The following is an 11138-nucleotide window of genomic DNA, read 5'->3' as shown; positions in this document are numbered from 1 at the left end:
GGCGTGACCCCTTGCAACTCAGGATGCGCCGGCCACCGGGAGGGCGCTGACCTGCTCGGCCGTCAGCCGGACCTGCTGGACGAGCCAGTCGACCATGAGCTGTCCGGCGCCGAGGTGCACGGCGCGCCCGTCATGCTGCTGTGCGTGCCAGCGCTCCACGTCGGTCGGCGAGCCGACCGCGGACAGGAAGTGGCTGAGCGGACAGTCGGCGAGCTCGCGCGGGTGCGGGGACCCGAGGCGCGCGAACTGCCAGTGGTAGGCGAGCGCTCCGAGGTGGGTCCGGAAGAGATCGGGGTGGAAGGCCTCGCCGAAGCGGCCGGCGAAGGCGGGCACCTCGGCGGCCGGGATGGGCCGGCAGAAGTAGTACCCCTGCCCGAGGGCGGCACCCAGCACCGTGACGGCCTCGGCGACGCTGCGGTCCTCGATGCCCTCGATCACCACCTTCATCCCGAAGTCCCGGCCCATCTGGATCAGGGTGGCGATCATGCTCAGCGCATCCGTGGGGCGCGTGTGGATGCCTGCAAGGAGATCACGGTCCAGCTTGATGGTGGTGAACGGCAGCGTGGAGAGACGCTTGAGACTGCTGTAGCCGGCTCCGAGATCATCCATCGCCACACCGACGCCGAGCCCGGCGATCTCCTGCAGCACCTCGCTCTGCGCCTCGGAGTCGACGCTGTCCGATTCCAGCAGCTCCAGCGTGAGGCATCCGGCGGGCACGGCGTGCCGGGCGAGCGAGGATGCCAGGTCGCCGACCAGGGCCGGGCGCAGGAGCACGGAGGGCGGCAGGTTCACCGAGATCCCGTCGCAGACCCCGTCGCGGTACCAGGCGCTGAAACGGTCCAGCGACTCGTCGAGCACCCGCGAGAACAGCCGGTCGAGATCGGCGGCGTCGAGGTGGGGCAGGAACTCACCGGGCGCGGCGAGACGACCGCCCGGCAGCTCCAGCCGTGCGAGCGCCTCGAAGAGGTGGACGCCCCCCTTCCTGAGGTCGACCACCGGCTGGAGGTGTACCACGACACCCGTGTCCAGGGCCCGCCGGTAGGACCGCCCGATCTCCTCGGGCGGTCGCACAGGGCCATCGTCGCCCGTGACGTCCGGGTCCGGCTCCCCTCCGACGGCGGCCCCGAGTTCCCACCACTGCACGCGGTCGGCCTTGCGCTGCTTCACGGCGTAGAGCGCTTCGTCGGCCGCACGGAGGACGTCGGCATCATCGGCGCCCTCGGCAGGCAGCAGGGCGATCCCCATGCTCATCCCGATCGTGACGTCGCTGCCGCCGACCAGGAAGGGCGTCCCCGCCATCTCGAGCAGAGGCTCGAGCAACCGGCGGAAGGCAGCGTCCGCGTCCGCCGGCGGGATGTCCCTGAAGATCACGAGGAACTCGTCGCCACCCATCCTGCCGAGGACGTCCCCGTCGCGGAGCAGCCCCTGGAGCCGCAGCGCCCACTCCCGCAGGAGCTCGTCGCCGGCCTCGTGACCGTAGCTGTTGTTGATGTCGCGGAAGTCGTCGAGGTCGATCAGCCCGATGGCGGGGACGTGCTCCCCCGCGGTGCCGGACCCGAGGAGCAGCCTGATGCGCTCCCCCATGGCCGCGCGGTTGGGCAGACCCGTCACCTGGTCGTGCAGGGCCTGGAAACGCAGCTGTTCGTGAAGCGCCATCCTGGTGTTGATGTCCCGCTGGACACTGACGAAATGCGTGACGGCGCCGCTCGCGGACCGCAGCGGCGTGATGCGCAGCGCGTTCCAGAAGGCAGAACCGTCCTTGCGGTAGTTGAGGATCTCCCCGTTGAAGGGCGTGCCGGCGGTGAGGGCGTGGCGGATGGCCGCCGTCGTCTCCGGGTCGGTGCCCGGGCCCTGCAGCATGCGGCAATTGCGCCCGAGGGCCTCCTCACGGCCGTACCCGGTGATGTTCACGAAGGAGTCGGAAACGTGCAGGATCTTCTGGTCGGCGTCGGCGATGAGCGAGATCTCGGACGTGGCGGCCATCGCCTGGATGAGCAGATCCTCCGGCACCCTGCCCTCGCCGAAGTGCGGCCCGTTCACCCCGTGCATGTTCCGCCCTCCCGCTGCGCAGTGCCACGGTGATCCCGGCCGCGGTCCGTGGCCTGGCGGCCTCCTAGCAAGGATCGTAGCCGCCTGACCCAGAATGGGTGATGGGCGCCTGACCCGCGCGTCCTGGCGCACCGCTCGCCGATCCCCGGGACTAGGGTGGGGAGGACATCCCCGACGTCGGCAGAAGGTCACCCATGCGCTCCGTGAAACTCGGCTCCACCGGACTCGACATCTCCCCCATCGCCCTCGGCTGCATGAGCTACGGAACGCCGGATCGCGGCAACCACGCCTGGACTCTGCCCGAGGAGGAGAGCCGCCCCCTGATCAGGGCGGCGGTCGACGCCGGCATCACGTTCTTCGACACCGCCAACGTCTACTCCGACGGCTCGAGCGAGGAGATCGTGGGCCGGGCGCTGGCCGAGTTCACGCGCCGCGAGGACATCGTGATCGCCACGAAGGTGCACGGCCGCATGCACGAGGGCCCGAACGGCGCGGGCCTCTCCCGCAAGGCGATCATCGCGGAGCTGGACAACAGCCTGCGGCGCCTCGGCACGGACTACGTGGACCTGTACCAGATCCACCGGTTCGACCCGGCGACACCGCTGGAGGAGACGCTCGAGGCACTGCACGACGTCGTGAAGGCCGGCAAGGTGCGCTACCTCGGTGCGTCCTCCATGTACGCGTGGCAGTTCTCCAAGGCCCTGTACCTGCAGCGCATGAACGGCTGGTCCCGCTTCGTGTCGATGCAGGACCACTACAACCTGATCAACCGCGAGGAGGAACGCGAGATGTACGGACTCTGCGCGGACCAGGGCATCGGCGTCCTCCCCTGGAGCCCGCTCGCCCGCGGCAAGCTCGCCCGGCGCTGGGACGAGACGACGTCGCGGTCCGAATCCGACCAGTTCGGTAAGACCCTCTACGGCACGCTCGACGCCGACCGCCGCGTCTCGGATGCCGTCGGGGCCGTCGCGGCGGACCGCGGGGTGACGCGGGCGCAGGTGGCCCTCGCCTGGGTGTCGCGGAACCCGGTGGTCTCCGCCCCGATCGTCGGCGTCGGCAAGCCCCACCACCTCGAGGACGCCCTCGCGTCCCTGGACATCGAGCTGACCGAGGACGAGGTCCGTGCCCTCGAGGAGCACTACGTCCCGCATCCGCTCGTCGGCTTCTAGCCGCTCCCGGATGCTGCACCTCACCCCGGTGGTGCCGGCCGACGGACCGGCGGAAGGACGAGCGACGAGGGCACGTCCAGCGCGGCCGGCAGCCGGCACGGGCCGCACGACGCCGATCGGCCGGGACGCGCCGGGCGCGGCGCCACAGGAGTCCGGGCGCCGTGACGGCTGACCTCGTCCTGCGGGGTGGCCGGGTGTTCGACGGGTTCTCCGTGCACCCCACCGCCACCGCTGTCGCCGTCGAGGGCGGCAGGATCACCGCCGTCGGACCGGAGGCAGCGGTCCGAGCCGCCGCAGGATCCCGCACCGAGATCGTGGATCTGCAGGGCCGCCTCGTGAGCCCGGGTCTCATCGACGCGCACGCCCACACGTTCATGGGAGGCATCGAGGCGCTCGCGTGCGACGTCGGGCACTGCGGGGGCGCCGACGAGGTGCAGGCCGAGGTGTCCCGGTATGCCCGCTCCACCGATCCCGGCGACTCCCCCTGGATCACCGGCGCCGGCTGGTACAAGGGACACTACGACGGCGGGTTCCCGGACGCCTCCGTGCTCGACGCCGCCGTCCCCCACCGACCCGTCTACCTCATCAACCGCGACCACCACAGCGCGTGGGTGAACACCGCGGCGCTTCACCTCGCCGGGATCGACGACCGCACCCCGGATCCGGCGGACGGGAGGATCGGCCGGAGGCCGGACGGCTCGGCGAGCGGGATCCTGCACGAGGGCGCCATGTCGCTCGTGGCCCGGCTGCTCCCGCCGATCACCCGGGAGGCCGTGGAAGCGGGCATCCTCCACGGTCAGGCGCACCTGCACGCTCTCGGCGTCACGGGGTGGCAGGAGGCGATCATCGGCGAGTACGCCGGCTACCCCGACGCCGCCCCGGCGTACCGCTCCCTCGCCGCCTCCGGCCGCCTGACCGGACGGGCCTCGGGTGCTCTCTGGGTGCCCCGCGGCCTCACGCTCGGGGACCTCCCCGGCCTCGTCGACTCGTTCCGTGCCCGCCGGGACCTGAACGCCGCCGCCGGGTTCCCGACGTCGAGCGCCAAGATCATGGTCGACGGCGTCCCGGAGAACCGCACCGCTGCCATGCTCGAGCCCTACGAAAGCGCCGGGTGCACGTGCGGGGGCCGGACCGGGACGGACCGAGGCCCCACGTACCTCCCACCCGAGGTGCTGGACGCCGCGGCCGAGGCCCTGGAGGCGGCCCGGTTCGACCTCCACCTGCACGCCATCGGGGACCGGGCCGTCCGGACGGCCCTCGACGCCGTCGGCCGCGCCGCGGTGGTCCTGCACCCGACGCCGGGCGGATCGCGATCCTGGGAGCCCCGGCACACGATGGCGCACGTGCAACTCGTGCACCCGGACGACGTCCCCCGCTTCGGCCACCTCGGGGTCACGGTCAACGCCCAGGCGCTCTGGGCCTGCAGCGACGAGCAGATGCGTTCCCTCACCGTCCCGCTGATCGGGGCGGAGCGCGCGCGCTGGCAGTACCCGTTCGCGTCGATGCTCGCGGGCGGAGCACCCCTGGCGATGGGCTCGGACTGGCCCGTCTCCGACGCCGATCCTTGGCAGGCCATCCACGTCGCAGTGCATCGGGCGCACCCGGACCACGGCGACACCGGACCGCTGGTTGCCGCGGAGGCCCTGGATCTCACGACGGCGCTGAGTGCCTACACCGCCGGGTCTGCCCGGGTGACGCGCTCGCCCGCAGGCGTGCTGCGGCCAGGGGCACCGGCAGATCTCGCGGTCCTCTCCTCCGATCCGTTCGGGCCGGACGCTCCCGCCCTGCACCGGACCCGCGCGGACCTGACGATCGTGGGCGGCCGCGTGGTGTTCGAGCGGGCAGCCCACCGCGCATGAACCATCCCCGTCGAACTGCTGACCGGGCGGCGTCCGCCGTCGTCGCCCTCCGCACCGACCAGCCCGGCGCTGCCGGCGTCACCAGCGACCAGCCCGGCGCTGCCGGCGTCACCAGCGGCGGAAGCCGCCCTCCGAGCTGAGCACCTGGCCCACCATCCACCGGCCCTCGTCACTCACCAGCCACGCGATGAGCCGCGCGGGATCGTCCGGCTCCCCGAAGCGCCCGCCCGGGAAGTGCGCCAGCACGGCTTGGAGCGTCTCGAGCGGCCGGTCCGCGGTGTCCGGGTCGAGATAGCCCGTGTTCACCGGTCCCGGATTCACCGTGTTGAGGACGATCCGCCGCTCGATGAGCCGGTCCGCGACCGACGCCGTCAGCCCTGCGAGCGCGGCCTTCGACGCCGCGTAGGCGATCTCCGACGGCATGGGGCCCGCCACCTGCCCGGACGTCATCCAGATGACGCGCCCGCCCTCTCGGCCGTCGTGCTGGTCGGCGAAGAACCTGGTGGCGAGGATGGTGGACCGCGTGTTCACCCGCCAGTGGGCGTCGAGGGCTTCGCCTGTGATCTCGTCGAGGGTGCCGTCCCCGCCGCTGCGCGCGTGGTTGCAGATGAGACCGTCCAGGTGTCCGAGCGAGGCGCCGGCCAGCTCGATGAGCCGCTCGGCGCCGTCGTCCTCCGCGAGGTCGACACTGCCGTGCGCGAGGGAGGCGCCCCCGCGGAGCCGTGCGCCGATGGAGTCGACGACGTCCTCGAGTCGATCCGCGCCCCACGGCTGCTCCTCGTCGTGGGGCGCGTAGTGGTGGAGGAACAGGCCGGCGCCCAGGTCGGCCAGGCGTGCGGCGACGGCGTGGCCGATGCCCTTGCGGCGGCTCACCCCGGTCACGACGAAGGAGCGCCCGCTGAGGGGGTAGGTGGTGTCCATCCGCCCAGCCTAGGTCGGTGGGCTTCGCTAGGCTGGGACCACGTCCGGCGGTCCCCATCCCGTCCCGTCGCCCTAGGAGTCCCATGCACCGTCCGGTCCCCCGCTCCCGCCTCCTGGCAGCAGGCATCGGTCTCTCCGTCCTCGGCCTGGCGGCCTGCTCGGGCCCGGTGCTCGGCCTCCTGGATCAGGAGCAGACCGATCGGGACCGGCTGACCATCCGGACGGACCTCGACGGGATCGACCTCGCGACCACCCGCTTCCTCGCCGAGCGCGAGGGCGTCGAGTACTTCGCGGCACGGCCGGTGCAGGGGAACAGCGACGAGGACACGGTGTGCCTCCTGATCGAGGAAGGGATCGGTGTGGGGCTCGAGTGCGCACCGCTCGCCCGCGGGGCAGCCGGCGCGACCATCCGCGACAGCCGGGTGACCGCGGTCCTCCTGCCCGACGACGTCGACCGCAACGACCTCACGGACGAGGGCTTCGAGCTACTGCATCCGAACCTGGCGGTCCGGCCCGCCGACGCCGGATGACCCGTCCACCCGCCGCGCACATCTCCTGCTGGACACAGTGGTGCGGGGCGCGCCTAGCATGGGGGACACGGACAGCAGGACGCGACGACCGGGAGGCACCATGGCAGTAGCGGAGGACGACGGCGGCGAACTGATCGTCGGCGACGTGACGCACACGGGAGGCCGGGCGCTCGCCGTCGGACTCTCGCCCTCTCCCGGTCCGGACGGGAATCCGATGGTGCACATCGGCTGGGTGGAACAGGACCAGCAGCTCGAACTCTCGGTGGACGAGGCGCGCGCACTCCGCGACGAACTGACCCGCCTGATCGACGACGCCAGGACCGGCGGACCCTGATCCGCACGATGACCACGGGTCCCTGACGGCGACCGACTGATCATTCGTCGACGTGATGGCCGGACGACGCCTGGCTGCGAGACCTCCGGCTGCCCCGTCGGTCCGGTCAGGCGGAGACCTGTGTCTCCCCCACGGTGATGCGGTGGTTCCGCTCGCACTGGTACACGGCGAGCGTTCCCGCCGGTACGGGCCCTTCCGCAGGCCACTGGTCCTCGCTCAGTTCGATCAGGGCGGAACCGCAGCTGGGGCATCGGGCTTCCATCGGTACGTCCTCTCCATGCGTCGGGGTCGGCGCCGGATCGATGCGGACGGTACCGGCTGCCGGAGTGGCGATCAGCCCAGTACACACCGCCCGGACACGCGGCGCCACACGCGTGCCGTACGCCGGGGGGACGTGACGGACGGCGCGCCGGCGGCTAGCCCGCCCTCCGCGCCGCCCGAGGATGTCGGCGCTCGGGCGAGCCGGGGCGTAGACGGGATCTGCTGGGATGCGTCGGACGGCGTCCACGCCCGGCGGGCCGTATCCATCCGACCCCCTGCCCGTCGGGTCGGCACAGGGCCGGATCCCCGTCGTCAGGTGCCGCTTCGATGCCTATAATCGGGGGTGCTCACAGCCGGAGTGGATCTCGCCGCCGAATCCCGGGGGACGGCCCTGGCCGTCCTCGACTGGTCCGGGACCTCCGTCACGGTCCACGTGGAGCTCGGCATCGCCGACGAGGCCATCGCCGCCGTCGCCCCGGACGTCGAGCGTCTCGGGATCGACTGCGCCTTCGGCTGGCCGGACGACTTCGTCACGTTCATCACGCGCCATGCCGCCGGGGAGCGGGTGGACGCGGGCCTCGACGAGGGGATGGCCTGGCGACGCCGGCTCTCCTACCGCGCGACGGACCGCGCCACGCGGGAGATCACGGGCAGGTGGCCGCTCAGCGTCGCCACGGACCGCCTCGGCCTGACCGCCATGCACTGCGCCGTGCTCCTCGACGCGGTGAGCGCAGCCCTCGGGACGCCCGTCGACCGCTCCGGTGGCGGGACCGCCGTCGAGGTCTATCCCGGAGCCACCCTGCGCGGCTGGGACTTCGGGACGAAGGGCTACAAGAACGACGCGGTCATCCGCGCCGCACTGCTGGCCCGCGTCCTCGAGCGCGCGCCGTGGCTGCTCCTCCGACCGGAGGACCGGCGCCTGATGGAGGTCTCCGACGATGCGTTCGACGCCGTGATCGCCGCGCTGGCAGCCCGGGCCCATGCCCTCGGGCTGACGCATCCCGTCCCCGAGGAGTACCGCGACCAGGCGGGCCGCGAGGGCTGGATCGCGCTGCCCGTGGGCCGCTTGGAGGACCTGGCGCCCTGACCGGGGCGGACTTCCGACCACACCCGACCGCACCACCCGACACATCGGAGACGAGGAGCGCTTGAGCATGGATCTGGTGGGCAGGGCTGCAGCCCTCTACGCACTCCCCCTCGACGGGTTCGTCGCCGCGAGGAACCTCGCCGCGAAGGAGGCCGCGCAGGGCGGTGACAAGGACCTCGCCGCTACCCTGAGGAAGCTCCCCAAGCCCTCGTCCGCCGCGTGGCTCGTCAACCTGCTCGTCTCCCGCCGTCGGGAGGAGGTGGAGCAGGTGCTCGAGCTCGCCGCGTCCCTGAGGGAGGCGCAGTCGAGTCCCGACCGCGCGCAGCTGCATGCCCTCGGGCAGCAGCGGCAGCGCCTCCTCGCCGCCGTCGCCCGGCAATCCCTCGACGCGGCGTCCGAGGCGGGGCACGACGTCGGACCTGCCGCCCTGCCCGACGTCGAACAGACGCTCCGGGCGGCACTCGCCGATCCCGCTGCGGCGGAGGCGGTCCTGACCGGGCGGCTCGTCCGGACGCTGGAAGCCACGGGGTGGGAGGCCGTGGACCTGGACGGCGCGGTCGGCGGCCCGTTCGACGCCCCGGCGCGCCCGGTGGACGACGCGGACGACGCGAACGACACGGACGACGCGGACAACACGGACGACACGGACGACAGCACGGACAGTCGCGGCAGGGGCGGCGCCGAGGACGCCCGCCGGCCGGGACGGGCATCGCCCCAGAAGCGGTCCGCCGCCGGCCGGCGGGTCGCGGAGGCTACGGCGAGGGCGGCCCGGGACGCCCTCGAGAGTGCCCAGGACGAGGCAGCCCGGACGGAGCGGGCCGTGCAGCGGATCGCCATGCGGAGGGACGGCCTGACAGCTACCCTCGAGGACCTCGAGGACCGCATCGGCGCACTGCGCAGGGAGCTGGCGGACCTCGATGAGGAGGCCGCGGACCGGCGTCGTGAACAGGAGTCCGCGCAGGAAGCGCTCGAGGGTGCCGAGCAGGCCGTCAGGGCTGCCAGGAGCTCGCTCGCCGACCTCGATCCCTGATGTGAGGCGGGATCGGGCTACGGCGTGCCGGCCGACGGGATCCGGGACCGGGCCCCGAACCGGAGGCGCGGCGTAGGATGTGTCGGACGAGATGGGCCCGCGACGCCAGGAAGGAACCGTGACCGAACAGGAAGTACTGAGCGACGTCAACGACGATTTGTTCGCGCTGTTGACAGAGACCGCAGGCATCCAGGAGTTCCTCGACGAGTTCGCGGTGATGGCTGCGCAGCGCCTGTCCTCCACCGGCGACGCCTCCTGCGCCATCACGCTCGTGCGTCGGAAGAGGGCCGGGACCCTGGCCGCGAGTGACGACGTGGCGCGCCGTGCGGACGAGTTCCAGAACCGGTTCCACAAGGGACCGTGCCTGCAGGCCGCCCAGACGCAGTCATCCGTGTACTGCCGCGACACGTCGACGGACTCGCGCTGGCCCGCCTATCTCGCAAGGCTCGACTCCGGGCACATCCGCTCCATCCTCGGTGTCTCGTTCGCCCTCGAGACCAGCGGCATGGCCGCACTCAACCTCTACTCGAGCCGGGTCGACGCGTTCGACCCGGCGGGCATCAGGGCCGCGGAGGCGCTGGCCGAGGCCGCGTCCTCCTCCCTGCGCTTCGCCGTGCGCGCAGCATCCGCTGATGACGAGCGGCACGACCTGGAGGCTGCACTGTCCTCGCGGCAGACCATCAACACCGCCGTCGGGATCATCATGTTCCAGAACAAGTGCTCGCAGGCGGATGCCCTGGCCATCCTGCAGCGCGCATCGAGCAGCCGGAACGTCAAGCTGCGGCTGGTCGCCGAGCGCGTCGTCGCGTCGGCGACGGAGCGTCCCTGACCGACGGAACCCCCTGAACAGCCCCCGATCCACTCCGCGCCCCGGCTGTGCGCCGCCGAACCGACGGCGGAGCGCAGCGGCCGGACGCAGGGGGATTCAGTCGAAGTGCGTGGAGACGGGGGCGTCGACCGTACTGGTCAGCACGTTCCGGGCGAGCTCACGGAGCTTCATGTTCCGCGCACTCGAGGCAGCACGAAGGATCTCGATGGCCTCCTCCTGGCTGCACCTGTTCTGGGCCATCAGGACCCCCGCGGCGAGATCGATGGTGGTGCGGGACTCCATGGCGGCCGCGAGGTGATCGGCGCGGTCCCTCAGCCGGGCCAGCCGCAACGCCAGCCCCAGGGACGTGGCGCCTGCGGCGGCCAGTCGCTCCGCAGCGCAGCGGTGTTCGTCGGTGAAGCATGAGGGCCTCGATGAGTAGGACGTGATCACCGCCCGTTCCGGCCCTTGGACGGCGATCGGCGTCGAGAAGGCCGAGCGCACCCCATGACGGAGCGCGGCGGATCCGAAGAGGGGATCCTCACCGGCGAAGGAGAAGTCCGGCACCTCCACGGTGCGGCCGCTCGCGGCGGCCCGCACGGAGGGCCCGTCGTGCAGGTGGACCTCGAGCCGCGCGAGACGCCGTGCATCTCTCGTCGATCCGACGAGGAGGGGATGGGCCCGCGGTCTGAGGAGTGCGACGCTCGTGGTCGTGTCGTGGGGTCCGAACCCGGAAGCGGCCGACGTCGCTTCCACGAATCCTTCGAGGAAATCGTCGAGACCCGCACTGACGACCACGAGGTCCTGCAGGAAGCCCTGCAGATCCGTCTCCGGACGGATTCCGACGTCGTTCCCCATCGCCTACCCCCTCATGATTCGGGCGCCCGGGCACGGGCACCACGAACAACAAAGCTGCCGGCTGCTCAACAACTGCGGACCATGCTACCGACGCGGGATCCTTCCGGGCTAGACCGGACCGCGTGTCGGGCCGCCCGGGATTTGCCTGACCACCCCCGGAATCGCTATCTTGATCCTTGTCCAGCAGGGGGCGCCGAAGAGAGCCGGCACATCCGGCGTCAGGACATTTCGA

11 protein-coding genes are annotated in these 11138 nt (G+C 72.0%); 7 read left to right on the top strand and 4 right to left on the bottom strand.

The genetic code is table 11. From position 1 onward, the window contains the following. Nucleotides 1-18: 18 nt before the first annotated feature. Complete coding sequence (locus tag NVV32_RS03715; protein WP_422391434.1) at nt 19-2049, bottom strand: putative bifunctional diguanylate cyclase/phosphodiesterase; 2031 nt, start codon at nt 2047-2049, stop codon at nt 19-21. 194 nt (nt 2050-2243) lie between these two features. On the opposite strand from NVV32_RS03715, the gene NVV32_RS03710 reads away from it, so the two are divergent. Beyond that, nucleotides 2244-3218, top strand: coding sequence for an aldo/keto reductase (locus NVV32_RS03710; protein ID WP_422391433.1), 975 nt, complete (start codon nt 2244-2246; stop codon nt 3216-3218). A 161-nt stretch (nt 3219-3379) separates the two neighbouring features. Beyond that, complete coding sequence (locus tag NVV32_RS03705) at nt 3380-5077, top strand: amidohydrolase (RefSeq protein ID WP_422391432.1); 1698 nt, start codon at nt 3380-3382, stop codon at nt 5075-5077. Nucleotides 5078-5185: 108 nt separating this feature from the next. On the opposite strand, the gene NVV32_RS03700 is transcribed toward NVV32_RS03705, so the two are convergent. After that, entirely contained in the window at nt 5186-5998 is an 813-nt protein-coding gene (locus tag NVV32_RS03700) for an SDR family oxidoreductase (RefSeq protein WP_422391431.1), read from the bottom strand. 83 nt (nt 5999-6081) lie between these two features. Here NVV32_RS03700 and NVV32_RS03695 point away from each other — a divergent pair, with 83 nt between their 5' ends. Together NVV32_RS03695 and NVV32_RS03690 are read left to right on the top strand one after the other, a co-directional pair. Continuing rightward, nucleotides 6082-6528, top strand: coding sequence for a hypothetical protein (locus tag NVV32_RS03695; RefSeq protein WP_422391430.1), 447 nt, complete (start codon nt 6082-6084; stop codon nt 6526-6528). A gap of 100 nt (nt 6529-6628) precedes the next feature. After that, nucleotides 6629-6862 carry a hypothetical protein gene (locus tag NVV32_RS03690; protein WP_055769911.1) on the top strand — a complete coding sequence of 78 codons (234 nt, stop codon included), beginning with the start codon at nt 6629-6631 and terminating at the stop codon, nt 6860-6862. 106 nt (nt 6863-6968) lie between these two features. On the opposite strand, the gene NVV32_RS03685 is transcribed toward NVV32_RS03690, so the two are convergent. Then, complete coding sequence (locus NVV32_RS03685) at nt 6969-7124, bottom strand: hypothetical protein (RefSeq protein WP_191931883.1); 156 nt, start codon at nt 7122-7124, stop codon at nt 6969-6971. 342 nt (nt 7125-7466) lie between these two features. Here NVV32_RS03685 and NVV32_RS03680 point away from each other — a divergent pair, with 342 nt between their 5' ends. From NVV32_RS03680 to NVV32_RS03670, 3 genes are all read left to right on the top strand, one after another. Continuing rightward, nucleotides 7467-8210: a DUF429 domain-containing protein gene (locus NVV32_RS03680; protein WP_422391429.1), complete on the top strand. Its 744-nt coding sequence runs from the start codon at nt 7467-7469 to the stop codon at nt 8208-8210. Nucleotides 8211-8271: 61 nt separating this feature from the next. Next, nucleotides 8272-9240, top strand: coding sequence for a hypothetical protein (locus NVV32_RS03675; RefSeq protein ID WP_422391428.1), 969 nt, complete (start codon nt 8272-8274; stop codon nt 9238-9240). A gap of 118 nt (nt 9241-9358) precedes the next feature. Beyond that, nucleotides 9359-10069 carry a GAF and ANTAR domain-containing protein gene (locus NVV32_RS03670; protein WP_422391427.1) on the top strand — a complete coding sequence of 237 codons (711 nt, stop codon included), beginning with the start codon at nt 9359-9361 and terminating at the stop codon, nt 10067-10069. Between the two features lie 96 nt (nt 10070-10165). Here the strand turns inward: NVV32_RS03670 and NVV32_RS03665 are convergent, their stop codons facing one another. Further along, the gene (locus tag NVV32_RS03665) at nt 10166-10906 is read right to left on the bottom strand and encodes a GAF and ANTAR domain-containing protein (RefSeq protein ID WP_422391426.1); all 741 of its coding nucleotides are present in this window, start codon (nt 10904-10906) and stop codon (nt 10166-10168) included. Nucleotides 10907-11138: the final 232 nt, after the last annotated feature.

This window comes from Arthrobacter sp. N1 (assembly GCF_048288285.1).
Taxonomy (GTDB): Bacteria; Actinomycetota; Actinomycetes; order Actinomycetales; family Micrococcaceae; genus Arthrobacter_D.
Note: the sequence above shows the minus strand (reverse complement) of the source record. Positions and strands in the feature narration are given on the sequence as shown.

Bases quoted from the DNA above. Each gene is read 5' to 3' on its own strand.
- NVV32_RS03665 (WP_422391426.1), bottom strand. From the start codon at position 10,906: ATGGGGAACGACGTCGGAATCCGTCCGGAGACGGATCTGCAGGGCTTC.
- NVV32_RS03710 (WP_422391433.1), top strand. From the start codon at position 2,244: ATGCGCTCCGTGAAACTCGGCTCCACCGGACTCGACATCTCCCCCATC.
- NVV32_RS03700 (WP_422391431.1), bottom strand. From the start codon at position 5,998: ATGGACACCACCTACCCCCTCAGCGGGCGCTCCTTCGTCGTGACCGGG.
- NVV32_RS03685 (WP_191931883.1), bottom strand. From the start codon at position 7,124: ATGGAAGCCCGATGCCCCAGCTGCGGTTCCGCCCTGATCGAACTGAGC.
- NVV32_RS03715 (WP_422391434.1), bottom strand. From the start codon at position 2,049: ATGCACGGGGTGAACGGGCCGCACTTCGGCGAGGGCAGGGTGCCGGAG.
- NVV32_RS03695 (WP_422391430.1), top strand. From the start codon at position 6,082: ATGCACCGTCCGGTCCCCCGCTCCCGCCTCCTGGCAGCAGGCATCGGT.
- NVV32_RS03690 (WP_055769911.1), top strand. From the start codon at position 6,629: ATGGCAGTAGCGGAGGACGACGGCGGCGAACTGATCGTCGGCGACGTG.